The following is a 23,469-nucleotide window of genomic DNA, read 5'->3' as shown; positions in this document are numbered from 1 at the left end:
TGCCTCACCAGGCGGGGTTGTTTGTTTGTCAGCCGCGCGCCGCCGTGCCTCGGGTGCGGATGATGCCGTAGGCAACTAATGCCGCGGCGAGGGCGGTGAGGGTCAGGGCTGCGGTGGTGGTTGCTTGGTGGAACTGGGTGGTTTGGTGAGTGGTCCAGTGTGGGGTGGTGATGGGGCCGGTGAAGATGAGGGCCAGGAGGGTGCCGGTGACGGCTATGCCGGCGGCGGAGGTTACTTCGGTGGCGGTGTCGGTGAGCGCGGCGCCGATTGTGGTGCGGTTTTCGGGTAGGCCTCGGAGGACGTTGACTCCGGCAACTACTCCGACGACGCGCATGCCGGCGGCGACCAGCACCAAAGCGACCGCGACCCAGAGGTAGCCGAAGCGGTTCAGTGAGCCGTAGACGGCGAGACCGAGCACCACAGCGGCAGCGCTGATCCACGCAGCCCGCCCGAGGCCGACGCGTCGTACGAACGGGCCGATCAGTGCGCCGCCGGCGACGAGGACTACCACCTGGGGAAGCATGCCGATCGCGGCCAGCGCGGGGGACCAGCCCCAGTCGAGCTGCAGTTGCAGCGTGACGAGGTAGCCGAGGCCGGCGGTTGCGAGCCCGGCAGCAGCCTTGAATGCGAGTCCGCTGGAGACCAGCGGATGGGCGACGAGTTTGGGATCGAGGAGCGGGTAGCGAGCCGACCGCTCGCGCAGGTAGAACAGAACAGCCCCAGCAACAGCACCGGCCGTCGTCATCCACGCAGACCACGACCGAGCCCCCTCGTTGACGAACAGCGTCGGCGCGACCAGCGCGAGCACGATCGCCGCCGTACCCAACACCGCGCCGGCGATGTCGATCGGATCGCGGTGCAGCTCTTCCGCGACATCCGCCGTGATGCCGAGACGCACACCGACAAGAGCGAGTACGGCGATCGGCACGTTCACCAGCAGCAGGACCTGCCACGGCGCGATCGCGAGCACGAACCCACCCGCCGTCGGACCGACCGCCAGCCCGACCAGCCCCACGGTCGAGATCAGCGTCGTCGCCCGGACGCGCAGTTCGTCCTCCTCGAACAGCCGGAACGACAACGCGAGCGACCCCGGCGTCGTCATCGCAGCGGCCACACCCATCGCGACCCGTACGGCGATCAACTGCTCCACGTTGGACACGAACGCAGTCGCGAGACTCGCGACGCCGAGCAGAGCCAGCCCGATCAGCATGATCCGCCGGCGCCCGAACCGGTCGGCGATCGCCCCGAACGCCAGCATCAGCCCGCCGAACACCACGGCGTACGCGCCCGTCACCCACTGCAGCGCGGTCGTCGAGGCGTGCAGTTCGCGCCCGATCGTGGGCAGCGCGACGTTCAGGATCGAGTTGTCGAGCATCTCGAACAGGAACACCGCGGACAGTCCGGCCAGCGCCACCCACGCGTCTCGCAGCGAGTGGGGCCGGTGAGCTGCTATGACGGTTGTCGGTGTGGAGGTCATACCACTAGGTTATCTGACTAAGCTTAGTGACACAAGAGAGTGAGGTCGCGATGCCCAGAACCGATGCGCGAGGCGGACCGCAGACGCGGGCCCGGATCTCGGACGTCGCGACGCAGCTGTTCCTGGAGCACGGGTTCGACGGGGTCACGGTCGCCGAGGTCGCGCGCGCGGCCGGTGTCTCGAGCGTGACCGTCTTCAAGCACTTCCCGCGCAAGGAGGACCTGCTCCTCGACCGCACCGACGATGCCGTCGAGGTACTGCGTTCCGCCGTGCGCGACCGCACCACCGACGTACTGACGTCCTTGCAGCAGGCAACCGTCCGTCTCCTCGACGAGCAACACGCGCTCTCCGGGGTCAAGGACGGATCCGTCCCGTTCTACCGGACCGTCGCGGCCTCGCCGGCGTTGATCGCCCGGTCGCGGGAGATCGCGGCCGAGCTCCAGCAGGTCCTGAGTGAAGAGCTCGCCCGCGACCCGGACTTCGACGGCGACCCAGAGCTCCTGGCCGCGTTCTTCATCGCCGGCTACACCAGCGTCCTTGTGGGTACGGCTCGGCGCATCACCGCCGGAGATGCGCCGGCCGAGGTGGCAACTGACCATCGCGCCCGGCTGGACCGGATGTTCGACGCTCTCCGCAACGGGATCGGCTAGCGGGCTACGCTTCCGGCATGGAGTTCGTGCAGCTGGCCGACGGCCGCAAATTGGAGTACTTGATCGAAGGGCCGGCGGACGGCGTACCGCTCGTGTTCCATCACGGCACTCCGGGTGCGGCGGTCCGATTCGCGCCGCTCGCGGAGGCGGCCGAGCGGCACGGGCTGCGGCTGGTCAGCCCCGGCCGGGCCGGGTACGGCGCGTCGACGCCGCACCCTGGTCGTTCGATCGCCGATGTGGCCGCCGACACCGCCGGCCTGCTCGACGCGATCGGCGCCGACCGCTTCTACAGCATCGGCATGTCCGGCGGGGGACCGCATTCATTGGCGTGCGCGGCGCTCCTCCCCGGGCGCTGCATCGCGGCGGCCTCGGTGGCCGGCGTGGGACCGGCCAACGTTGACGGGCTCGACTTCATGGTCGGCATGGGCGAGGAGAACCTGGCCGAGTTCGGCGCCGCGTTCGAGGGCCGCGATGCCCTCGAACCGCTGCTCGAGGAGCAGTCGAGCGCGCTGGCTGGTGCTGAGCCGGAAGACCTGGCGGCCGCGTTCGGCGATCTGGTCTCCGACGTCGACAAGGCCGCGATGACCGGTCCGATCCTGGACTGGCTCGCGGCCTCGTCGCGGCGTTCCGTTGCCGAGAGCATCGCCGGCTGGCGGGACGACGACCTGGCGTTCGTGAAGGACTGGGGCTTCCGCCTGGACCAGATCACCACGCCGGTGGCGATCTGGCAGGGCGATCAGGACCGCATGGTTCCCGCGGACCACGGCCACTGGCTGGCCGCGCACGTCTCGGGCTGCACGTTCCACTTCCTGCCGGGCGAAGGCCATCTCTCCCTGCTGAACAGCATCGACCAGGTCGTCGCGGACCTCGTCAGCTGACGTCCACCCACGCGAACGGCGCGCCGGTGGGAGAGGTGATGAACGACCGGCCGGCGAAGGTCAGCTCGGGATCGGTGCGGTAGAGCTCGTCGACCTCCTTCGTCGCGGTCTCGTCTCCGTTGTCGGAGGCAACCATCAGTCGCGCGATCCGGTCGGTCAGGTCGACATCGGCGCCGTCGAGCCGGTCCGACATCGCACCCCAGTTGTCCCAGAGCAGCAGCTCGTCGCCGTTCAGGTGTGCGAGTTGATAGTGCACGTAGTTCCGCACGAACCACGCGCCGCCGATCGGCGATCCGGGGTCGACACCGAAGAGCTCAGGGTCAAGGTCCCCGGCGCGGATCCCGAGCCAGACCTCGGCGGCCGACCGGAACGGCCCGCTCGGCATGTCCTGCACGTCGAACGGACGGTCTTCGGCCGGGTCGAGCTGCGCGTCGATCATCACCCAGCGGTCGCCGTTCCAGTACTCCGCGACCACGTGGTCGGGGTTGAACCCCTGCGCGAAGTAGTCCGCGAACCCGATCCGGCTGCGCGCCGGGATCCCCTTGTGCCGCAGTACGGACACGAACGTCAGCGTGTAGTCGCGGCAGCACCCGACGACGCGATCGACGGGCTCCCGGGGCTCGGTGAGCGCCGTACCGTTGCGCTTCTGGTCCGTGGCGAGGATCGCCGCCACCCAGCGGTTGTCGATCTCGGCGAGGCGTTCGCCGGTGAACTCGATGCCGCCGCCCCGGTAGTGGATCAGCAGGTTGCGAACCACCGCGGCGATTCCGGGGATGTCGTCCGGCAGCGCGTCGAACAGTCCGGCGTGGTCGCCGGGGTCGCTGAACCGGCTCTGGGTCTTGTAGTCCATCAGGCGTTCCTCTCGAGAATGGGCAGAGCGATGTCGACGGCCGGTTCGTCGCGGGGGATCAGGTGGCAGTCCGGGAGGTACACCTCACGTGGCGGACCCGCCTCGGGTACGCCGGTGGCCCGGACCCAGTCCGTCACGAGGTCGTAGGCGAGCATGATCCGCGGGTACGCGCACTCGTTCATCGTGATCGTGCAGTACGCCTCCCGGTGCGCCGGCTCGACCCGGATCGCGATCCGGCCGGTCGGGTCCACGAGGCCGTCGAACGGCACGCACACCTCGACCGTCGCCGCGCCCTCCGGCGTCACCGCGCCGTGGTAGATCACCCACGACCCGGTGGTTGCGCTCGCCCCGGCCGCGCGCAGGTACGACAGGATCTCGTCGGTGCACGTCACGATGACGCCGACCAGCAGCTGCTGATCGGTGTCGGCGCGGATCGACGCGATCTTGGTCGCCGGTACGTCGCGGGTCAGGACCGGTCGCGGCGCGAGTCCCGGCGTACCGGATCGGGACAGGCGGTCGCGCAGGTACTGCAGCGTCGCCCGGCGGGCTTCCGTGGTTGCCTCCTCGGCGGCCCACCAGCGATCGAGCCGGATCAAGCCCTCCTCGTCGGATCCCGCCAGTACTTCGGCGATCGTGGTCAGCGGCATGTCCAACTGCCGCAGCACACTGATCCGCCGAGCCCGCTCCAGCTGCGCCTCGTCGTAGAAGCGGTAACCGTTGGCCGGGTCGACCTGAGCGGGCGCGAGCAGCCCGGACACGTCGTACAGCCGCAAGGCCTTGTGCGAAAGCCCGGCCCGCTTCCCGAACTCACTGATCGTCAACACACGATCATCAAACCCTCTGCCCTAAGGGCAAGGTAAAGACCGCCACTCGCTTCGCTCGTAGCGGTTGTGGGGTGTCACACCGGGAACGGCCTCACATCGGGCTCGACCCACCCTGAACGTGCGGCCTGCGACGCCAGCGTCCGCGGCTCGTAGAAGTGCGTCAGCAGGCGCTTGTCGAGCAGACCCGGGCTGCGCTCTACAAGCTCGTCGAAGCTCTCATCGGGCGCCTCGTTCATGTGGTACGCCGTCAGCTCGACCCAAGCCCGGCTCACCGTCGCGTTGTACTTCTGCGGCGCGCCCGCGTACCGCGCCGTCTGCTGGATCCCGTTGCTGACCAAGTCGACCGCTCCGGCCGTCCCACACCGCCGTACGGCGAGCCAGGTCAGCCGCACGTGCTCCTTGTGGCCGAACCGCTCGGCGGTCGACAGCACTTCACCCATCAGTTCCTCGAAGGTGTCCATCTCCCCACGCTCGGTACGCCGGGGTCCGCCCGCAACCGAGTTTCGGGGAGGGGTTGTGTTGAAGACAGTAACGATATATCGTTAGTGTCATGAACAATATCGAGGAGGATATTATGAACACCCCCAACGAGATCCGGGGCCGCCGCCGAGGCGGCCACCATCACCCCCGCCGCGGTGGACCGCGGATGGGAGAAGGCATGCCCATGCATGGTGGGCATAGTGGGCATGGTGGGCACCGCGGACGCGGTGAACGAGGCGAACGTGGCGAGCGCAGTGAGCGTGGCGAACGTGGGCCCCGACGCGGCTCAGGCCGTGGTCGCGGCCGGGCCCCGCGCGGCGATGTCCGAGCGGCTGTCCTGATGCTGCTTGCCGAGGAGCCGATGCACGGCTACCAGTTGATGCAGGCCATCGCCGACCGCAGCGACGGGCGCTGGACCCCCAGCCCCGGCGCGATCTACCCGACCATCAACCAACTCGAGGACGAGGGCCTGGTCACCGTGACCGCGGAAGCCGGCCGCAAGCTCGTCACGCTCACCGGCGCCGGTCGCGAGTACGTCGAAGGCCGCCGCGAGACGTCCATCGACCCGTTCGCGCCGTTCGCAAGCACCGGTGCCGGCGCCGACCTCCGCGGACTGCTCGACGAGCTGGCCTCCGCCACGCGACAGGTCGCCCGCACTGGCTCTGAAGAGCAACGCACCGCCGCCGCCAAGATCCTGGCCGAGGCGCGCCGCGCGCTCTACCTGCTGCTGGCGGACGCCCCGCTCATCCCCGAACCACCGAAGGACCCAGAGGCCTAAGGCTTCAGCACGCCGGCCGGTAGTGCGGCGAGGAGGGCGTCGGCGTGGCGGCGGTAGCCCAGGTTGTTCGGGTGGAAGGCGTCCGGCGCGAGCATGCCGCGCCATGGCGGCCGGGCGTAGCGGGAGACCTCGGCGACGGGCAGTCCGCGGGATGTGGCCGTGTTGCTGATCAGCTGGTTGATGCCGGCGACGTACGGACTGACTGCTCCACCGACTCGCCAGAGTCGGTCCGGAACGGTCAGGTCCATCACGACCGACGATGAGGGCAGCCGGTCGATCACCTGGCGGAGGTGATCCCGTAGCCGCTTGGGTGGGGTCGCAAGGATGTCGTTGCTGCCGATGCCACAGGTGACGAGTGCAGGCGCCAGTCCGTCCAGCAGCGGCAGTTGGTCGTCCAACACATGCCGCGTCTGCGCTCCGGACCGCGACAGGTTGAGTACCCGCCACGGCGTGCCCTTCCGGCGCAGTGCATTCAGCACCTGCCCGACGTACCCGTGCAGCGGCGACGACGCGCCCAGCCCCTGCGCGGTCGAGTCACCCAGCACCACCCAGAGCGGCCCGTCAGCTGACAGGGCCGCCGAGTTCTGCCGGTTCCAGTACTCCGCAAACGTCCGCGCCTGCACGTCGACGTACGCCACCCCGTCCACCCACCGCTGGATCGCGAGCCGCGAACTGGTCCGCTCAGCCTCTCCCCACCGCATGATCGCGTGATGCAGCGCCCCGATAGGAGTCGTCCGCTCACGCCCGCGCTGCAGCAGAAACATCGGTCCCCCCAGAGATGAACAGCAGGTGACCGAAGAATGTACAGGCGAAAGGTTAACGACCTCGGAGAGCCGGCCGGGCCCCGGCAAGGGGCCCGGCCGGCTGTCCGGTTCATGCGGAGTGGTCGCGGCGACGCTGGATTCCCAACGTGACGCCGAGCCCCGCGCCGGCGAGCGCGATACCGGCCAGGGCTCCGAGACCGGCCGAGCTGAGGTCGACCGAGTCGGTGACCTCTGCAGAGGCCGGCGGCTGTGGTGGCAGAGGCTCCGGTGTCGGCGCGGGCGGCAGCGTCGGAACGGTCGGTGTCCCGGGGTCCTCCGTGGGCACATGCGATCCGGGCGGAGCGGGATCCCGCGGCTGGTATGCCATCGCCGGAGCCACCGTGGTCAGGGCGGCGGCGACGAGCGCTCCACCCGCGGCCAGCCGGCTGAGTCGGCTGGTCATGTTGTGCTTCGAGCGACCTGCGTGCTTCGTGTTCATCGTTTCCTCTCCTCTTCCGGCGGGACCTCCGTGGTCGGTGGTCCGGTTGCGCCTCGAGGTTCGGATCCGTTGTCCCGCGCACCGGTATCGCCCCGGCGGACGCCGGTATCAGCCCGGTATCAGCCGGCAACCGGTGCGCTTGACGCCTGCCCGCAGCGGGTGGAGTGTCGAAGAGTGGGTATCGCCGTACTCGGCCCACTAACCATCGAGGGGGAGTGGAAGAACCTCGCACGACGCGAGCGGATCGTCCTGGCCGCTCTCGCAGTGCACCCGGGGGAGGTTGTCAGCGCTGGGGTTCTCGCTGACGTTTTGTGGGGAGAACGACCGCCCGCCTCGGCGGCCAAGGTCATCCAGGGCTGCGTCGTCCGATTGCGCAAGCTCCTAGGCAGCCATTCGATCGAGACATCAGGTGACGGTTACCGGCTGACGATCCCGCACGACCAACTCGACAGCCAGCGCTTCGAGCGAGCGGTCGACCGGGCCGGCGTACTGCTTGCTGCTGGTGAGGCAGAGCGTGCTGCCGTGGTGCTGTCCGACGTACTGACGCTCTGGCGCGGCACGCCGTTCGACGAGGTCGCAGAGTGGGACACCGCCCGGATCGAGGCTGCCCGGCTGACCGAGCTACGGCAGGTCGCGGAGGAGATGTACGTCGAGTCGTCGTTGCGTTCTGGTGGTCAGGACGGCGTGCTGGCCAAGGCACAGGTGCTGACCGCGGAGGCGCCACTGCGCGAACGGAGATGGGCTCTGCTGGCGACGGCGCAGTACCAGACCGGCCGGCAGGGTGAGGCGCTGGAGACACTCCGACGGCTGCGGACGGTGCTCGGCCGGGAGCTCGGACTCGACCCCAGTCCGGAGATCGACGCGCTGGAGCAGGCCATCCTGCGCCAGGACCCGGCGCTGCTCGGACCGGCTGCACTGCCGGAACCGAGTGCGACCTGTCCTTACCAAGGCCTGAAGCCGTACGACGTCGACGACGCCGAACTGTTCTTCGGCCGCGCGGCGGAGATCGCGGCGGGGCTGCGAAGGCTGTCGGACCACTCGATCGTCGCCGTTGTCGGTCCTTCGGGGTGTGGCAAGTCCTCGCTGATCCGGGCCGGAGTCGCCGCAACCTTGCGACGCGACGGCGGCCAGGTCGTCACCATCGCGCCAGGACTCCATCCGATGGCCGCATTGGCCGCCGCGCTGCCCGGCACCGGACCGCTGCCCACGCTCGTCGTCGATCAGTGCGAGGAGGTGTTCTCGGTCTGCCGCGACGAGGCTGAGCGGACCGCGTTCCTCGCCAGGCTGACCGAGCACGTCACCCAAGCATCGCTGATCCTTTCCTTCCGTGCGGATCGGCTCGCGGACATTGCCGCCCATCCGGGATTTGCCCGGGTCATCGAGAGCGGGCTGCACCTGCTCACCGGCATGACCGAGACCGAACTGCGTGCAGCGATCACCGAGCCCGCGCGCTTCGCGTCCCTGGTCGTCGAACCGGGGTTGGTCGACCTGCTGGTCGGTGAGGTCGCAGGCCAGCCGGGGGCGCTGCCGTTGATGTCCCACGTCCTGGCGGAGACCTGGCAGCGCCGCGAAGGCCGCACTCTGACGGTTGCGGGCTACCGCGCGTCCGGCGGCATCCAAGGGGCCGTCGCGCAGTCCGCCGAACAGGTCTATGCGCAGGTCACTCCGCATCAGCGGCCGGTGCTGCGGGCGCTCCTGCTGCGCCTGGTCACCCCAGGCCCGGACGGGCAACCGGTGCGCAGCCGGCTCCCGCGGCGAACGGTCATCACCGGCCCGGAGTCGGAAGCGCTCATCGACCTGCTGATCAGCTCCCGGCTGGTCACGAGCGACGACGGGGTCGTCGAACTGGCCCATGAGGCGCTCGCCCGAGCCTGGCCACGACTCCGCGGCTGGCTCGAGGACGACTTGGAAGGCCAGCAGATCTTCCACCACCTGACCCAGGTCGCCGACTCCTGGCAATCGCTTGGCCGCCCCGACAGCGAGCTCTATCGAGGCGTCCGTCTCGCCAAGGCGGTGCAGTGGCGAGACCAGGCAGCTCCCGACCTGACCGCCACCGAACGAGACTTCCTCACCGCGAGCGAACGGCTCGCCGACGCGGAACTACGGGCGGCCGAGACCCGCGCCCGCCAGGAGATCCGGATCAACCGGCGTCTGCGCGCGGCGCTGAGCATGGCCGCCGTACTCCTGGTCGGCGCGCTCATCGCCGGATTCCTCGCGACCGTCCAGGCCCGCCGTGCCGACCACCAGGCAGTGGCGGCGGAACAGTCCGCAACCGTCGCGGCAGCCGGCCGAGCAGGTGCGAAGGCCGTCGTCGAGACCGATATCGACACCTCGCTGCTGCTTGCTGTGGCCGCCGTCCGTATGCACGACTCACCGGAGTCCCGCTCGAACCTCCTGGCCACGATGGCAAAACACCCGCAGCTGATGAGTTCGATCGTGACCGAGCGGGTGGATTCGTACGGTCTCGAGGTGAGTGCAGACGGCCGGCGAGCGTACATCTTTGCCGCGAACGGCCATGTCCTCAGCTATGACCTGACCACCGGCGAGCCGCTCGCGTCGTACAAGCCGCCGAACCGGTCGAGCGGTGCGGACCATCTGGACTACCTGGATCCGATCGGTCTCAGCCCGGGCGACCGCGAACTCGCGGTCGGAACCCCGCCCCCGAGCACCGAGCCAGTGGTGTTACTCGATCCCACGACGTTGAAGCCGAGCGGTCGCCACCTGCCCGGGTTCACCAAGACACCCGCCCGCGCGACGCATGTCACCTACAACCACGACGGTCGCTCCCTCGTCGCAATGCTGCACTACTACGGCAACGGCGTGACGAAAGATTTCAGCAGCGGTGCAGTCTTCGTCTGGGACGTCACTCCGGGCCGCGAGCCGTCCGTACGGCGAGTCATCCCGCTGCCGGCCGCGTCCGTTCAGGACGCGGTGCTCAGTCCCGCCGGCGACCGGCTCTATCTGAGCAAGCCGGCCGCGGCGTACGACGTTGCCAGCGGCAAGCAGCTGTGGTCGGATCCGAACTCCGTCTTCATCCAGGCCGATGTCGCTCCGGACGGAAAGACCCTGGCGTTCGGAGGAGAGGCGAGGGACACCTCGGGGTCCGATTACGACGTCGTCCTGCTGGTGAACGCGGCGACCGGCGCGACCGTGCGCCGGATGGACGGACACGGGGCGAATCCCCTCAATGTCCATTTCTCCCATGACGGAAAGTCGCTGGTGTCGGTCGGAGCCGACTATCGGTTCGTCGTGTGGGACACCGCCGGCGGGGCGTCGCGGGAGACGATACCGATCGCCGAACGCGATTCCTTGACCGCCGCCTTCAGCCCGCGCGACGACAAGCTGTACACCTCGGCAGGCGACGGCGCGTTGCGGAGTTGGGACCTGACCGGCAGCAACCGGCTCCTGAGTGAGCAAACGGCTCCGCCCGGGTTCGCCTATGGATGCCGCTTCATCGCACCCGGCGGTAGCAGCTACTTCCGGCTGCTCGACTTCGATGCCGCCTACCTGGATCCGGGGCCGCCGGCCGGAGGCTTCGTCAACGCCGGCACCGGAAAGGTCGTCCGGTTCGACGCGAGCCACCTCGGTGAGACGACGAACAGTTGCGGTACCTGGAACCCCGGCGGAGACCGGTTCGCTCTCGGCAACGCGGCCGGAACGGTCTTCGTCGAGGACGCCCGGACCGGTCGCCTGGCGGTCCAGCGCAAGGTCACGGCTGCCAAGATCCAGGACCTCGACTACAGCGGCGGCGACGGCAGCCGATTGGTCGTCGGTGACGAGTCCGGCCTCGCAACGCTCCTGGACAGCGCCACGCTCCGGCCGGTGAGCAAGCCGGTTCAGGTCGGTGCACCGATCGCCTGGTTGTCGGCGAGCCCGGACAACCGGTCCGCGTTCCTGGTCATCGGAGGCCGCCACATCTCGAACTGGCTCGACGTGCCGTCCGACCGTTGGGCTGTGGTCGACCTGGTGGCGGGCCGCGTGGTCCGGCGAGGGAAGTTCCCGATGAGCTTCCCGAGCATCGCCGCCTTCGCCCCGGACGGAAGCCGGGTCGCGGTCGGCAACGAGAAGGGAGACGTGCTGATCGTCGATCCCACCACGGGCGAGAATGTCTCCGCGCCGCGGACCGTCCACCAGGGCCTGGTCAACGGGATCGCCTTCTCGCCGGACAGCGCGCTGCTGGTCTCATCGGGGTGGGACGGCGGTGTCGCGCTCTTCGACGGCAAGACCGCCTCGCTGCTCGGCACGATCATGACGCCGAACCAACAGTTGGCGACTGCCGACTTCCTCCCGGACGGCCATACCGTCGTGATCGCGACGTACGACGACGGCGTCTATCACTGGGACACCCGGCTCGCGCACACGATCGAGCTGGCCTGCCGGATGGCCGGGCGTGATCTGACCGAGCCGGAATGGCGGGAGAACTTCGGTGAGCGGCCGTACGTGAAGACGTGTTAGAGGGCGCGCAGTAGGACCAGGCAGCGAGGGGCGAGAGGGACGGTGGCGCCGGCTTCTACTTCGGTGACCATGCTGTGGCTGGTGTCGAGGACTACCTCGTAGGCGGGGGCCCAGGAGGCGTCGGGGACGACGACGGGCTGGGTTTGCGGGGTGGCGTTGAGGGCGAGGAGGAACGAGCTGTCGGTGAGGGCGTTGCCTTCGGCGTCGGTGGCTCGCAGGGCGTCGCCGGCCAGGAACATGCCGATGGTGCGGAGGTTGCCGTCGAACCAGTCGGCGTCGGTCATCTCGCCGCCGTGCGGGGCGATCCAGGACAGGTCCTTGCGGCCGCCCGGGACGACGGGCCCGCCGGAGAAGTAGTGCCACTGGCGCAGGGCGGGGTGCGCGGACCGCAGTGCGATCAGCTGCTTGGTCAGCTCGAGTTGGTCGGACCATGCCGCGGGCAGCGACCAGTCGAACCAGGAGATCTCGTTGTCCTGGCAGTAGGCGTTGTTGTTGCCGTGCTGCGTGCGGCCGCACTCGTCGCCGGCGGTGATCATCGGTACGCCGGTGGACAGGATCAGCGTCGACATCAGGTTCGCCATCTGGCGTTTGCGTAACGCGATCACGCGCCGGTCGTCGGTCTCGCCCTCGACGCCGCAGTTCCAGGAGCGGTTGTCGTCGGTGCCGTCGCGGTTGTCCTCGCGGTTCGCCTCGTTGTGCTTGTGGTCGTAGCTGACCAGGTCCCGCAGGGTGAACCCGTCGTGCGCGGTGACGAAGTTGATCGACGCGTACGGGTACCGCCCGTCGTCGCCGTACAGATCGCTCGACCCGGACAGCCGGTAGGCGAGGTCCTTGACGCCGTCGGAGGTGTTGCGCCAGACGTCGCGGACGCTGTCGCGGAATTTACCGTTCCACTCCGACCACGGCGGGCCGAAGTTGCCGACCTGGTAGCCGAACGGGCCGACGTCCCACGGCTCGGCGATCAGCTTGACCCGGCCGAGCACCGGGTCGGCCGCGACCTCGGCGAGGAACGGGTGCCCCGGGATGTCGACCTCGTGCCGCTCGTTCCGCACCAGCGTCACGGCGAGGTCGAACCGGAACCCGTCGACGCCCATCTCCTCGACCCAGTAGCGCAGCGAGTCCATCACCAGCCGCCGTACCTGCGGGTGCGAGGTGTCGACCGAGTTGCCGGTGCCGGTCACGTCGTACATCGCGGCCCCGTGCGCGAGCCGGTAGTACGCGCGGTTGTCGATACCGCGGAAGCTCAGCGTCGGCCCGTCGAACCCGCCCTCGGCGGTGTGGTTGTAGACCACGTCGAGGATCACCTCGATACCCGCGGCATGGAACGCGGCGACCATCGCCTTGAACTCGGCGACCTGCTCACCGCGCGAACCGGACGACGAGTACGGCGCATGCGGCGCGAAGAAACCGAGGCTGTTGTAGCCCCAGTAGTTCGGCAGGCCGCGCGCGGCGATCGACGGCTCGGTCAGGAAGTGGTGGATCGGCAGCAACTCCACCGACGTCACGCCGAGATCGGTCAGGTACCGGATCACCGACGGATGCGCGAGCCCGGCGTACGTGCCCTGCTGATGCTCAGGTACGTCGGGATGCCGCTTCGTGAAGCCCTTCGTGTGCAGCTCGTAGATGACCGTCTCGCCCCAGTGCACCGGTCTGCTGATCGGAGGCGGCGGATCGGAGTCCGCGACGACGACCCCGACCGGGACGTGGCCGGCCGAATCGCCGTCGGACGAGTCGTAGATCAGCGGACTGGAGAAGTCCAGCGAGCCGTCGACGGCCCGCGCGTACGGGTCGAGCAGCAGCTTGGACGGGTTGAAGCGCAGCCCGTGCGACGGGTCGAACGGACCGTGCACGCGGTACCCGTACCGCTGGCCGGCGCCGACACCGGGCACGAACCCGGTCCAGAACTCACCGGTGTGGCTGAGGTCCAGGTTCCGCTGGCTGCCGTCGTCCGCGATCAGGGCCAGCTCGACCCGTTCCGCGGCCGGGGCCCACAGCGTGAAGGTGGTCCCATCGGTCTGGACCACTGCGCCCGGACGCGGACCAGTGCCGGCGCTCGGGCCGGAAGCACTCGGGGCGGCGGTCGCTTCTTTCACCGGCACATTCTGCACAGTTCGGGGTGAGTTCTCGATAGTGAGGTACTTGTGTTCGTGAGACGGTGGTTGCGAACGCCTGTGCGCAGTGATACGCAGGGACCGTTACTAATTTACCCACAGGGTTGTAGGGGATCTCATGTCGGAAGAGCTTGCCGGTCTGACCGTGGGTCTGATCGGTGCGGGCAACATCAGCCATGTGCACGTGGCTGCGTGGAAGGCCCTCGGGGCCCGGGTCGTGGTGCACTCGCTGGAGGGCGCCGAGGACCTGTCGGAGCAGTACGGGCTGGAGGTCGCGGCGTCGCTGGACGGTTGCCTGGCCGAGGCCGAGTTCGTCGACATCGTCACACCGTCGGCGACGCACAAGGAGATCACGCTGGCCGCGATCAAGGCGGGCAAGAACGTGATCTGCGAGAAGCCGCTGACGCTCACCGCGGCCGACTCGCACGAGGTGATCGACGCGGCGCGGGCAGCCGGCGTTCGGTTGTACCCGGCGCACGTGGTGCGGTTCTTCCCGGAGTACAAGGCGGCGTACGACGCGATCCAGGCCGGACGGATCGGTGAGGTAGCGGTGGCGCGGTTCTACCGGCAGGCGTCCTCGCCCGCCGGCGCCGGCTGGTACCGCGACGTGGCCCACTCCGGCGGCGTGATCATGGACCTGATGGTGCACGACCTCGACCAGGCACGCTGGCTGTGCGGCGAGGTCACCACGGTGTACGCCGTACAGAACCCGCCGACTGTCGACGGCATCAGCCCGGTCAACGTCGCGGCGCATGTCACGCTCACTCACGAGAGTGGGGCGATCAGCCACTGCCGGGCGACCTGGGGTGCGACGGGTACGACGTTCCAGACCGGGTTCCAGGTGGCAGGGTCGACCGGCGTACTGAAGTTCACGTCGGCCGGCGACACGGGCTACAAGGAGGAGCTGCAGGACGGCGGTGCCGGCGGCGACCTGCTGATCCCGGCGTCGACGCTGGGGGAGAGCCCTTACCTCACGCAACTGCGTGAGCTGGCCATCGCGCTGCGCGGTGGACCGGAGCCGCGGGTGCTGGCGTCCGACGGCGCGACCGCCGTCTATCTGGCCGAGGCGGCGCGTGCGTCGATGGAGTCCGGCCAGCCGATCGACATGAAGACCTTCGTCTCGAGTGGAGCAGTGGCATGACCCTGAAGGTTGCTCTGGCTTCGTTTGCCCACGTCCACGCCGGGTCGTACGCGCATCTGCTGGCTGCGATGCCGGACGTCGAAGTACTGTCCGCCGACCCCGACGGTGCATCCGCACCCGACGAAGGTCCGCGGGGCGCTGAACTCGCCAAGCTGTTCGGCATCCCGTACGTCGACACGTACGACGAACTGTTCGACTGGGGACCCGACGCCGTCATCGTGACGTCCGAGAACGCCGGCCACCGCGCACTGGTCGAGCGGGCTGCCTCGGTTGGTGCACACGTGCTCTGTGAGAAGCCGCTGGCCACCGAGGTCGCCGACGGAGAGGCGATGCTCGCCGCGTGCGAGGCGGCGGGTGTGATCCTGATGGTCGCGTACCCGGTCCGGTTCGCGCCGTCGTACCTGCAGCTGCGGGCGAACGTCGAGGCCGGTCGGCTCGGCGACGTGTTCGCCGTACTCGGGACGAACAACGGCAAGATCCCGTATGCCGCGCGCCAGTGGTTCGTCGACGCCAAGCAGGCCGGTGGGGGAGCGATGGTCGACCACACCGTGCACTGCGCGGACCTGATCGACGGCCTGACCGGCGGTGCGTCCGCCACCCGCGTGTACGCCGCGTCGAACCGGATCCTGCATCAGGACAAGGGGGTGGAGGTGGAGACCGGCGGTCTGGTGACGATCAACTACGACAACGGGCTGCTGGCAACCATCGACTTCTCCTGGAGCGTCCCGGACAACGGCCCGACCTGGGGCGGCGTCTCGCTGCAGGTCACCGGCACCAACGGCTCGGTGGAGATCGAGCCGTTCCTCCCGCACGTCGGCGGCACGGATGCCTCCGGTGAGGTGTTCCTGGGAATCGGCGGCAACCTGGACGCCGCCATGGTCGACACCTTCCTGGATGCGGTCCGCACGTCCGGCCCTGCGGTCACCGGTCAGCCGCCTGCCGTCGTACCCCAACCAGACGGCGCCGTAGGCCTTCGCACCCTGAAGATCGTCGACGCCGCCCGCCGCTCCGCGGCGTCCGGCCAAGCAGTCGATCTTTAGCAGCCCGTAGTACACCCGCTTGCTGTGGTCCGGTACGGTTCCCGGGGATGTGACCGATGGGTAGTCCCCGGGAACCGTTAGGAGCTGGGTTATGGGTGAGTTCGTCAACCTGACCGTGAGTGATGGGGTCGGGACGATCCGGCTGGATCGGCCCAAGATGAACGCACTGAACGTCCAGGTCCAGGAGGAGATCCGGGCTGCTGCCACCGCGGCCGCCGAGGACGACGCCGTACGGGCCGTAGTCATCTACGGCGGCGAGCGGGTGTTCGCGGCCGGCGCGGACATCAAGGAGATGGCCGACATGTCGTACGCCGACATGGCCAAGCGCTCCGGTCCGTTGCAATCCTCTCTCTCCGCGGTCGCCGCGATCCCGAAGCCGACCGTTGCCGCGATCACCGGATACGCGCTCGGCGGCGGTTGCGAGCTCGCGCTCTGCGCCGACTACCGGATCGCCGCCGACGACGCCAAGCTCGGCCAGCCGGAGATCCTGCTCGGCATCATCCCGGGCGCCGGCGGTACGCAGCGCCTGTCCCGCCTGGTCGGCCCGTCCAAGGCCAAGGACCTGATCTACACCGGTCGCTTCGTCGACGCCGCCGAGTCGCTGGCGATCGGTCTGGTCGACAAGGTCGTCCCGGCCGCTTCCGTCTACGAAGAAGCGGTTGCCTGGGCGTCGCAGTTCTCGCGCGGAGCCGCGATGGCACTCCGCGCGGCCAAGGAATCGATCGACTCCGGACTGGGCGTCGACCTGGCCACCGGCCTGGAGATCGAGCGGCAGCAGTTCGCCGCGCTGTTCGCCACCGAGGACCGTGGGATCGGCATGAAGTCCTTCGTCGAGAACGGTCCCGGCAAAGCTGAGTTCAAGGGAAAGTGATGTCTGCTACTTCGAAGCCCGCCGCGTCCGCCGAGGACATCGAAGCGGCCTGGAACGACAACAAGCTCGCCCAGGTGCTCTACCACGACTGGGAAGCCTCGACGTACGACGAGAAGTGGTCGATCTCGTACGACGAACGCTGCGTCGACTACGCCCGCGACCGCTTCACCGCGGTCGCCGGCGCACGCGGCTGGCCGTACGGGAAGTCGCTCGAGATCGGCGCCGGTACGGGCTTCTTCACGCTGAACCTGAAGCTGGCCGGCGTGCTCGACGAGGCACATGTCACCGACCTCTCGCCGGGCATGGTCGAGGCGGCGAAGAAGAACGCGAAGACGCTCGGGTTCGCGATCGAGGGCCGGGTCGCGGACGCGGAGAAGCTGCCGTACGACGACGACACGTTCGATCTCGTCATCGGGCACGCGGTGATCCACCACATCCCGGACGTGGAGCTGGCGTTCCGCGAGATGCTGCGTGTGCTCAAGCCGGGCGGCCGGTTCGTGATCTGCGGCGAGCCCACGCGGTACGGCGATTTCGTTGCGCGGCGACTGTCCCGCTTCACCTGGTGGGCGACGACGAACGTGACCAAGCTGCCCGCGCTGGCGCATTGGCGTCGGCCGCAGGAGGAGCTGGACGAGTCGTCCCGGGCGGCTGCTTTGGAGGCCGTCGTCGATCTGCACACGTTCGACCCGGACACGCTGGCGCGGATGGCGACGCGGGCCGGTGCGGCGCAGGTCAAGACGGTGACCGAGGAGCTGCTCGCGGCGTGGGTCGGCTGGCCGATCCGGACGTTCGAGGCCGCCGTACCTGAGCAGAGGCTCGGGTTCGGCTGGCGGATGTTCGCGTACAAGTCGTGGCTGCAGTTGTCGAAGGTGGACAAGGTGCTGTCCTCGGTTGTTCCGGACGAGCTCTACTACAACGTCTCCATCACCGGGGTAGCGCAGTAAGGTGTGTTGATGCGGTTGCTGTCCGTGGCGAATCTGCGCTGGGTGGTGCGCCATCGGGCGTGGACGCCGTACTACCTCAAGCGCTACTGGCGGTTCGCCTGGTTCAAGCTGCGCCACCCGCAGGTGATCACCGAGGGTTTCGTTTTCCTGGGCAAGCACCTGGAGATCGTGGCGCGGCGCGGTCACGGCCGGATCATCCTCGGCAAGTGGGTGCACCTCGGTGACGAGACCCGGTTGCGGGCGCACGAGGGGACGTTGCGGATCGGCGACAAGGTCGTGTTCGCCCGCGATGTCACGGTCAACTGCTACCTGGACGTGGAGATCGGCGCGTCCACGCTGATCGCGGACTGGACCTACATCTGCGACTTCGACCACAAGACCGAGGATCTCGACCTGCCGATCAAGGACCAGGGCCTGGTGAAGTCGCCGGTCCGCATCGGCCCGGACTGCTGGCTGGCCACGAAGGTGACGGTCACCCGCGGCGCCGACATCGGCCGCGGCACGGTGATCGGCGCCAACAGCGTTGCCCGCGGCAACATCCCGGCGTACGCCGTGGCCGTCGGGATCCCGGCTGCCGTGGTAGCCGACCGGACGGCCCGCTTCACCGCCGGCGCCGAACGGCGCAAGTACCTGGCCGGCCTGGCCGCGGCCAACGACCGGACCAGCGCTCAACTCCGGGCCGGCGCGGTCCCGACCCCTGCGAAGGCCGTTCCCGAGGACCCGGCGGCTCCTGACAACGCTCCGGAGACCGCTCCGGAAAACCTGCCGGAGGCTCCTCGGAGCGTCGCGGCGGCGGATGCGGGTGGTGATGAGGTAGAAGCAGGTGGTGAAAAAGAGAACCGTGAGGGGTTCTCAAGTTACTCACCAGTCGGGCACTATGGCCCCCACGTCCGGTCGGACGCCCACGACCGGTTGAGCGTCGGAGAGGAGAAGTAGCGTGGCGGATCCGGCTGCGATCGATCCGGCCGATCCGGCTGCCCGGTCGCTGCTCGACCAGGCCGCGGCCGACGGCTCGATCACGCAGGCCAGGACGCGCGCGGTCGACCCGGTGCCGGTCGTCGCGCCGATCGTCCCAGAGCCGATCGTCCCAGAGCCGATCGTCGCAGTGCCGCTCGGCGGAGGGCAGTCAGCACCTGCCGGCGCTACGTTGGAACCAGTGCTTGAAACGAACGAACCAGACATGGGCGTGAACGGACGGATGAACACCGAAGCACAGGCAACGGATGGCAGCACAGCGGCACCGGCACCGGTAGCGGGCGCCCGCCGCCGGCTGTCGCCGCGCCCGGTCCCGGTCAGCCGGCGTAGGAGACCGCCGGTCGCAGCGACCGAGGTGACCACCGGCACGGTGGCCACGGACGAGGAACGGACCCCGGCTGAGGAGATGGACGACGTGGGTACGCAGGACGAGAAGGGCACGGCCGGCGCGACGCCGGGCAAGGACGCCGACACGGCTTCCGGCGTGGGCAGCGACGCGAGCACTGACGCGACCGGTGGAGCGGGCGCGGCGAGCGGCTCGGGTGCGGCGACCGCGACCAAGACGGCTCGCCCGAAGACCGCGGCGGAGATCGTGGCGGAACAGCGTGCGCGGGAGAAGGCGGCGGCCGAGGCCTCGTCAGGTGCGGCCGCCTCGGAGGATGCCGCACCTGAACAGCCGGCCGCCGAGCCCACGACCGGTTCCACGACCGGTTCCACGACTGGTGCCGCGACTGGTGCCGCGACCGGGACTGCGGCTTCGGCAGCCGGGGCCAGGCCGGGTGCGAAGCCCGCCGGCCCGACCGGTGCCTCAGGCAACAAACCGCCGACGGCCCGCGGCGGCTCGTCCGGATCGTCGGGTTCCGGCAAGGGCAAGCAGGCGCTCTCCTCGGTCGGCTCCGGCGTACGGAAGCTGCGCAACCTGATCGCCTCGCTGATCTGGCTGATCGCGGTGCTCGCGGCTGCCGTACTGGCGCTCGGCGCGCTGTTCACCGCGCTGGACCAGACCAACCAGAGCAACGAGATCGTGCGCTGGATCCTCGAGCGCGGTCACGATCTGGTCGGCCCGTTCAAGGATCTGTTCCGGCTGGAGACCGCGAAGAACACCCTGCTGGTCAACTGGGGTATCGCGGCGCTGGTCTACCTGATCGCCGGCAAGATCGTCGAACGCATCATCCGGCCGTAGCCACCAGGATCAGATCGAGAGATCCGTCCAGGTCGCCTGGGCGGATCTCGAAGTCTGTGTACGTCGTACTCCGCACGAGTTCAGCCAGGTTGTCGTCCCACTGGTCGTGCTCGGCGGCGAGCTGAGCATCCACACACGAGCCGTACTGCGTCTCCCAGGACGTCAGCCGTTCGCCGTGGTGGAGTCCGAGCGCGTGCGTGATCTCGAAGTACGGCTCGAGCAGTTCGACGAACTCGGCGGCGGTCAGTTCATGTGTGTGGTACCAGTTCCCGCTCGGGAAGGTCAGGCGGTTCGGCGTACTCAGGACGACCGTCCCGCCCGGCGCGAGGATGCGCGCGCACTCCGCGATGAACCGCGGCTGCTCCCACAGGTGCTCGATCGTCTGCATCGAGGTGAGGAAGCCGAACGCGCCGTCCGCGAACGGCGTCTGGACGAGATTGCCCTGGACGACATTGGTCTGTGGATAAACCCGGCCGACGTGGCGCAACGTCGTATGTTCATAGTCGAGACCGGTCACGGAGTCCGCGCCCGCCAGGCGGAGCAGCTCCGCGCCGTAGCCCTCGCCGCAGCCGGCGTCGAGGATCCGGCCGGTCCGCTCGATCGGCAATCGGGCCGTGATCCAGCGATAGGCCGCGTCGTGGCGCGCGAACCAGTAGTTCTCGTGCCAGATCCCGGGTGCGGTCCTCTCGCCGGTGAGCGGTAACGTCTCGGTCACCCGAGTCAGACTACTGAGTCAGGCCGATGGCCGGACTGTGATGGGACTCGCATGCAGCGTATGTTTCTCGCGAGTAACATCCGTGGCAGGCTTGGGAGAGACCGTTAACCAGAAGGGGTCCCACACGCTATGAAGATCGTCGTCTGCGCGAAGTTCGTGCCGGATGCCACGGCGGACCGCCGCTTCCGCTCCGAGGACAACACGGTGGATCGTGCCGGTGTCGACGGGCTGTTGTCCGAGCTGGACGAGTATGCCGTCGAGACCGCATTGACCGTGAAGGAGTCCGGGGACGGTGAGGTGACGATTCTCACCGTCGGTCCGGAGCAGGCTGCCGACGCGGTGAAGAAGGGCCTGCAGATGGGCGCCGACGCCGGCGTGCACGTGGTCGACGACGCGATCCACGGTTCGGACGCGGTCGCGACCTCGCTGATCCTGTCGAAGGCGCTGGCCAAGCTCGAGGCCGACCTGGTCGTGTTCGGGATGGGTTCGACCGACGGCGGTATGGGCGTGGTCCCGGCGATGGTGTCGGAGCGGCTCGGGCTGCCCGCGGTGACGCTGGGCTCGGAGGTGACCGTCGACGGGCAGACCGTCCGGATCCGCCGCGACGGCGACACCGCGAGCGAGACGATCGAGGGCACGCTGCCGCTGGTGCTGTCGGTCTCCGACCAGGCGAACGAGCCGCGGTACCCGTCGTTCAAGGGGATCATGGCCGCGAAGAAGAAGCCGGTCGAGACCTGGTCGCTGGCCGATCTGGAGCTGACTGCCGACCAGGTCGGCGGTTCGTCGGCATGGACCGAGGTGGTCGAGGTGACCGCCCGTCCGCCGCGGAGCGCCGGCACGATCGTCACCGACGAGGACGGCAGCGGCGCCGCCGAACTGGTCGAGTTCCTGTCCACGAACAAGTTCCTCTGAGGAGCGGGGTCTTAGTTATGTCGAACGTTCTGGTTCTGGTTGACCACGCCGCGGGCAAGGTCCGCAAGACGACCGCCGAGCTCCTCACCATCGCCCGCCGTCTCGGTGAGCCGGTCGCGGTGTTCATCGGTGAGGGCGTGCAGGACGCACTCCCGGCGCTTGGGCAGTACGGCGCGACGAAGGTGATCGCGCTGACGAACCCGGAGCTCTCGCAGTACCTCGTCGCGCCGAAGGCCGAGGCGCTGCAGCAGGTCGCGGCGAAGGTCGAGCCGTCGGCGATCCTGATCTCGTCGAACGCCGAGGGCAAGGAGATCGCGGCCCGGCTGGCGGTCAAGCTCGAGTCGGGTCTGATCACCGATGCGGTTGACGTGCAGGAAGGTCCCGTCACCACGCAGTCGGTGTTCGCGGGCAACTACACGGTCAAGTCGAAGATCACGCACGGGACGCCGATCATCACGGTGAAGCCGAATGCCGCCACCCCGGAGGCCATTGGTGACGGGGCGACCTCGCCGGAGGTGGAGGAGTTCGACGTGTCGATCTCCGACGCGGCGAAGACGGCGCGGATCACCGAGTCCAAGCCGCGGGAGGCGACGGGTCGTCCGGAGCTGACCGAGGCGGCGATCATCGTGTCCGGTGGTCGCGGTACAGGTGGTGACTTCGGTCCGGTCGAGGCGTTCGCCGACTCGCTCGGCGCGGCGGTCGGTGCGTCGCGTGCGGCGGTCGACTCGGGTTGGTACCCGCATGCGTACCAGGTCGGTCAGACCGGCAAGACGGTGTCGCCGCAGCTGTATGTCGCGGCCGGCATCTCGGGTGCGATCCAGCACCGCGCCGGTATGCAGACCTCGAAGACGATCGTCGCGGTGAACAAGGACCCCGAGGCACCGATCTTCGAGCTGGTCGACTTCGGCGTCGTCGGCGACCTGCACAAGGTCCTCCCGACCGCCACCGAAGAAGTCACCAAGCGCAAGTCCTGATCCCGCGCTAGGCGCTGCAGCGGGCCGGCCCGGCTCCCCTCCCGAGCCGGCCCGCTGCACGTATCAGGCGATCGGCTCTGAAATGCCCCGGCTAGCATGCGGTAGATGCGGATCTGGGTCAGTGGAGCACGAGGCAAGCTGGGCGCGGAGGTCTGCCGGCAGTTGGTTGCTGCCGGCCACGAGGTGATCGAGGCGGACGTCACCGGGCCTGACCCGGTCGATCTGATGGACCGGGAGGCGGTCGCCCGTTCGCTCCGCGGTGCCGATGCGATCGTGCACTGCGCCGGCATCGCCAGCCCCGAGAACATCGAGCCGGTCCGTCTGTTGGAGCTCAACACGATCACGACGTTCAACGCTCTCGAAGAGGCTTGGAAGCAAGGCATCCGCACGGCCGTGCTCGCCTCCAGCGGTTCGATCTACGGCACCGCCTGGTCACCCGAGGAGCTCGGCACGCCGGACGTCCCGATCGACGAGAACACCGAGCTCCGTTACGTCGACCCGTACGCGCTCACCAAGGACGTGCTCGAACGGATGGGCCAGACGTACGCCCGTCGCGGCGTACAGGTCACCGCTCTACGCTTCCACTGGATCCTTACCCCCGACGAGGTACGCCGCTACATCGCCGACGCCCCACCCGAGGAAAACCGCCGCAACCTCTGGGGCTATGTAGACCTGAGCGAAGCCGCCCGCGCCTGCGTTCTCTCCCTCCATCCCCGCAGCCACACCCCCTTCGCCACCCTAGTCATAGCCGCCGAAGACACCGGCCGCCGAGAACCAACCGCAGACCTCCTCGCCCGCTACTCACCCCACACCAAAACCCACACCAAAACCCACACCGCCCTGACAGGCACCACGTCGCTCTTCAACAGCCACCTAGCCGCCGAAATCATCAACTGGACCCACCACAGCACCTGGCGCACCCAGTAACCCATCCCACCTGCGGGTGAGCGTGGCCCCGGTGGGGCTGGT

Annotated in this window: 22 protein-coding genes; 14 read left to right on the top strand and 8 right to left on the bottom strand. The window is 68.7% G+C overall.

From position 1 onward, the window contains the following. Positions 1 to 28: 28 nt before the first annotated feature. Positions 29 to 1,477 (bottom strand): MFS transporter, encoded by a 1,449-nt coding sequence (locus OHA10_RS39035; RefSeq protein WP_371403808.1) that lies wholly within the window; start codon positions 1,475 to 1,477, stop codon positions 29 to 31. Positions 1,478 to 1,527: 50 nt separating this feature from the next. Between OHA10_RS39035 and OHA10_RS39030 the strand changes: the two genes are divergently transcribed. Further along, positions 1,528 to 2,127, top strand: coding sequence for a TetR/AcrR family transcriptional regulator (locus tag OHA10_RS39030; RefSeq protein WP_371403807.1), 600 nt, complete (start codon positions 1,528 to 1,530; stop codon positions 2,125 to 2,127). A gap of 17 nt (positions 2,128 to 2,144) precedes the next feature. Continuing rightward, the gene (locus tag OHA10_RS39025; protein WP_371403806.1) at positions 2,145 to 3,005 is read left to right on the top strand and encodes an alpha/beta fold hydrolase; all 861 of its coding nucleotides are present in this window, start codon (positions 2,145 to 2,147) and stop codon (positions 3,003 to 3,005) included. Here OHA10_RS39025 and OHA10_RS39020 read toward each other — a convergent pair. The 3 genes from OHA10_RS39020 to OHA10_RS39010 form a co-directional block, all read right to left on the bottom strand. After that, positions 2,998 to 3,855: a transglutaminase domain-containing protein gene (locus tag OHA10_RS39020; RefSeq protein ID WP_371403805.1), complete on the bottom strand. Its 858-nt coding sequence runs from the start codon at positions 3,853 to 3,855 to the stop codon at positions 2,998 to 3,000. The two genes, OHA10_RS39025 and OHA10_RS39020, sit on opposite strands and share 8 nt — an antisense overlap. Next, positions 3,855 to 4,679 (bottom strand): MerR family transcriptional regulator, encoded by an 825-nt coding sequence (locus OHA10_RS39015; RefSeq protein WP_371403804.1) that lies wholly within the window; start codon positions 4,677 to 4,679, stop codon positions 3,855 to 3,857. Before OHA10_RS39015 ends, OHA10_RS39020 begins: the two co-directional genes overlap by 1 nt. A 74-nt stretch (positions 4,680 to 4,753) precedes the next feature. Continuing rightward, the gene (locus OHA10_RS39010) at positions 4,754 to 5,140 is read right to left on the bottom strand and encodes a hypothetical protein (protein ID WP_371403803.1); all 387 of its coding nucleotides are present in this window, start codon (positions 5,138 to 5,140) and stop codon (positions 4,754 to 4,756) included. A gap of 207 nt (positions 5,141 to 5,347) precedes the next feature. On the opposite strand from OHA10_RS39010, the gene OHA10_RS39005 reads away from it, so the two are divergent. Then, positions 5,348 to 5,500: a hypothetical protein gene (locus OHA10_RS39005; protein ID WP_371403802.1), complete on the top strand. Its 153-nt coding sequence runs from the start codon at positions 5,348 to 5,350 to the stop codon at positions 5,498 to 5,500. Continuing rightward, positions 5,500 to 5,937, top strand: coding sequence for a PadR family transcriptional regulator (locus OHA10_RS39000; RefSeq protein WP_371403801.1), 438 nt, complete (start codon positions 5,500 to 5,502; stop codon positions 5,935 to 5,937). The genes OHA10_RS39005 and OHA10_RS39000 overlap by 1 nt, the downstream gene beginning before the upstream one ends. Here OHA10_RS39000 and OHA10_RS38995 read toward each other — a convergent pair. Continuing rightward, positions 5,934 to 6,701 (bottom strand): SGNH/GDSL hydrolase family protein, encoded by a 768-nt coding sequence (locus OHA10_RS38995; RefSeq protein ID WP_371403800.1) that lies wholly within the window; start codon positions 6,699 to 6,701, stop codon positions 5,934 to 5,936. The genes OHA10_RS39000 and OHA10_RS38995 overlap by 4 nt on opposite strands. Before the next feature lie 109 nt (positions 6,702 to 6,810). After that, a complete protein-coding gene (locus tag OHA10_RS38990) occupies positions 6,811 to 7,179 on the bottom strand; it encodes a hypothetical protein (protein ID WP_371403799.1) in 369 nt (122 codons plus the stop codon). Between the two features lie 174 nt (positions 7,180 to 7,353). Here OHA10_RS38990 and OHA10_RS38985 point away from each other — a divergent pair, with 174 nt between their 5' ends. Next, on the top strand, positions 7,354 to 11,634 hold the full coding sequence (locus tag OHA10_RS38985; protein WP_371403798.1) for a BTAD domain-containing putative transcriptional regulator: 4,281 nt from the start codon (positions 7,354 to 7,356) through the stop codon (positions 11,632 to 11,634). Here the strand turns inward: OHA10_RS38985 and glgX are convergent. Beyond that, positions 11,631 to 13,658 (bottom strand): glycogen debranching protein GlgX, encoded by a 2,028-nt coding sequence (gene glgX / locus OHA10_RS38980; protein WP_371408041.1) that lies wholly within the window; start codon positions 13,656 to 13,658, stop codon positions 11,631 to 11,633. The genes OHA10_RS38985 and glgX overlap by 4 nt on opposite strands. 205 nt (positions 13,659 to 13,863) lie before the next feature. Here glgX and OHA10_RS38975 point away from each other — a divergent pair, with 205 nt between their 5' ends. The 6 genes from OHA10_RS38975 to OHA10_RS38950 all read left to right on the top strand — a co-directional run bounded on the left by OHA10_RS38975 (position 13,864) and on the right by OHA10_RS38950 (position 19,899). Beyond that, positions 13,864 to 14,886 carry a Gfo/Idh/MocA family protein gene (locus OHA10_RS38975; RefSeq protein WP_371403797.1) on the top strand — a complete coding sequence of 341 codons (1,023 nt, stop codon included), beginning with the start codon at positions 13,864 to 13,866 and terminating at the stop codon, positions 14,884 to 14,886. Then, entirely contained in the window at positions 14,883 to 15,926 is a 1,044-nt protein-coding gene (locus OHA10_RS38970) for a Gfo/Idh/MocA family protein (protein WP_371403796.1), read from the top strand. The genes OHA10_RS38975 and OHA10_RS38970 overlap by 4 nt, the downstream gene beginning before the upstream one ends. A gap of 91 nt (positions 15,927 to 16,017) precedes the next feature. Then, positions 16,018 to 16,797 carry an enoyl-CoA hydratase/isomerase family protein gene (locus OHA10_RS38965; protein ID WP_371403795.1) on the top strand — a complete coding sequence of 260 codons (780 nt, stop codon included), beginning with the start codon at positions 16,018 to 16,020 and terminating at the stop codon, positions 16,795 to 16,797. Beyond that, positions 16,797 to 17,741: a class I SAM-dependent methyltransferase gene (locus tag OHA10_RS38960; protein ID WP_371403794.1), complete on the top strand. Its 945-nt coding sequence runs from the start codon at positions 16,797 to 16,799 to the stop codon at positions 17,739 to 17,741. The genes OHA10_RS38965 and OHA10_RS38960 overlap by 1 nt, the downstream gene beginning before the upstream one ends. 9 nt (positions 17,742 to 17,750) lie before the next feature. Further along, positions 17,751 to 18,677 carry an acyltransferase gene (locus OHA10_RS38955; RefSeq protein WP_371403793.1) on the top strand — a complete coding sequence of 309 codons (927 nt, stop codon included), beginning with the start codon at positions 17,751 to 17,753 and terminating at the stop codon, positions 18,675 to 18,677. Between the two features lies 1 nt (position 18,678). Beyond that, positions 18,679 to 19,899 (top strand): hypothetical protein, encoded by a 1,221-nt coding sequence (locus tag OHA10_RS38950; RefSeq protein WP_371403792.1) that lies wholly within the window; start codon positions 18,679 to 18,681, stop codon positions 19,897 to 19,899. On the opposite strand, the gene OHA10_RS38945 is transcribed toward OHA10_RS38950, so the two are convergent. Continuing rightward, the gene (locus tag OHA10_RS38945) at positions 19,886 to 20,614 is read right to left on the bottom strand and encodes a methyltransferase domain-containing protein (RefSeq protein WP_371403791.1); all 729 of its coding nucleotides are present in this window, start codon (positions 20,612 to 20,614) and stop codon (positions 19,886 to 19,888) included. The two genes, OHA10_RS38950 and OHA10_RS38945, sit on opposite strands and share 14 nt — an antisense overlap. Before the next feature lie 129 nt (positions 20,615 to 20,743). Between OHA10_RS38945 and OHA10_RS38940 the strand changes: the two genes are divergently transcribed. The 3 genes from OHA10_RS38940 (at position 20,744) to OHA10_RS38930 (ending at position 23,427) form a co-directional block, all read left to right on the top strand. Then, the gene (locus OHA10_RS38940; protein ID WP_363877887.1) at positions 20,744 to 21,526 is read left to right on the top strand and encodes an electron transfer flavoprotein subunit beta/FixA family protein; all 783 of its coding nucleotides are present in this window, start codon (positions 20,744 to 20,746) and stop codon (positions 21,524 to 21,526) included. Between the two features lie 17 nt (positions 21,527 to 21,543). Continuing rightward, positions 21,544 to 22,500: an electron transfer flavoprotein subunit alpha/FixB family protein gene (locus OHA10_RS38935; protein ID WP_371403790.1), complete on the top strand. Its 957-nt coding sequence runs from the start codon at positions 21,544 to 21,546 to the stop codon at positions 22,498 to 22,500. A 105-nt stretch (positions 22,501 to 22,605) separates the two neighbouring features. Then, positions 22,606 to 23,427: an NAD-dependent epimerase/dehydratase family protein gene (locus OHA10_RS38930; RefSeq protein ID WP_371403789.1), complete on the top strand. Its 822-nt coding sequence runs from the start codon at positions 22,606 to 22,608 to the stop codon at positions 23,425 to 23,427. Positions 23,428 to 23,469 lie beyond the last annotated feature (42 nt).

The organism is Kribbella sp. NBC_00662, assembly GCF_041430295.1.
In the GTDB taxonomy this organism is placed as follows: domain Bacteria; phylum Actinomycetota; class Actinomycetes; order Propionibacteriales; family Kribbellaceae; genus Kribbella.
This window is presented reverse-complemented; position numbering and strand designations above follow the sequence as displayed.

What these genes read in the sequence shown, in the direction of transcription:
- OHA10_RS38970 (WP_371403796.1), top strand. Translation starts at nt 14,883, where the DNA reads ATGACCCTGAAGGTTGCTCTGGCTTCGTTTGCCCACGTCCACGCCGGG.
- OHA10_RS38960 (WP_371403794.1), top strand. Translation starts at nt 16,797, where the DNA reads ATGTCTGCTACTTCGAAGCCCGCCGCGTCCGCCGAGGACATCGAAGCG.
- OHA10_RS38965 (WP_371403795.1), top strand. Translation starts at nt 16,018, where the DNA reads ATGGGTGAGTTCGTCAACCTGACCGTGAGTGATGGGGTCGGGACGATC.
- OHA10_RS38975 (WP_371403797.1), top strand. Translation starts at nt 13,864, where the DNA reads ATGTCGGAAGAGCTTGCCGGTCTGACCGTGGGTCTGATCGGTGCGGGC.
- OHA10_RS39025 (WP_371403806.1), top strand. Translation starts at nt 2,145, where the DNA reads ATGGAGTTCGTGCAGCTGGCCGACGGCCGCAAATTGGAGTACTTGATC.
- OHA10_RS39030 (WP_371403807.1), top strand. Translation starts at nt 1,528, where the DNA reads ATGCCCAGAACCGATGCGCGAGGCGGACCGCAGACGCGGGCCCGGATC.
- OHA10_RS39035 (WP_371403808.1), bottom strand. Translation starts at nt 1,477, where the DNA reads ATGACCTCCACACCGACAACCGTCATAGCAGCTCACCGGCCCCACTCG.
- OHA10_RS39005 (WP_371403802.1), top strand. Translation starts at nt 5,348, where the DNA reads ATGGTGGGCATAGTGGGCATGGTGGGCACCGCGGACGCGGTGAACGAG.
- OHA10_RS38990 (WP_371403799.1), bottom strand. Translation starts at nt 7,179, where the DNA reads ATGAACACGAAGCACGCAGGTCGCTCGAAGCACAACATGACCAGCCGA.
- OHA10_RS39000 (WP_371403801.1), top strand. Translation starts at nt 5,500, where the DNA reads ATGCTGCTTGCCGAGGAGCCGATGCACGGCTACCAGTTGATGCAGGCC.
- OHA10_RS38935 (WP_371403790.1), top strand. Translation starts at nt 21,544, where the DNA reads ATGTCGAACGTTCTGGTTCTGGTTGACCACGCCGCGGGCAAGGTCCGC.
- OHA10_RS38955 (WP_371403793.1), top strand. Translation starts at nt 17,751, where the DNA reads ATGCGGTTGCTGTCCGTGGCGAATCTGCGCTGGGTGGTGCGCCATCGG.
- OHA10_RS39020 (WP_371403805.1), bottom strand. Translation starts at nt 3,855, where the DNA reads ATGGACTACAAGACCCAGAGCCGGTTCAGCGACCCCGGCGACCACGCC.
- OHA10_RS38930 (WP_371403789.1), top strand. Translation starts at nt 22,606, where the DNA reads ATGCGGATCTGGGTCAGTGGAGCACGAGGCAAGCTGGGCGCGGAGGTC.
- OHA10_RS38940 (WP_363877887.1), top strand. Translation starts at nt 20,744, where the DNA reads ATGAAGATCGTCGTCTGCGCGAAGTTCGTGCCGGATGCCACGGCGGAC.
- OHA10_RS39010 (WP_371403803.1), bottom strand. Translation starts at nt 5,140, where the DNA reads ATGGACACCTTCGAGGAACTGATGGGTGAAGTGCTGTCGACCGCCGAG.
- OHA10_RS38995 (WP_371403800.1), bottom strand. Translation starts at nt 6,701, where the DNA reads ATGTTTCTGCTGCAGCGCGGGCGTGAGCGGACGACTCCTATCGGGGCG.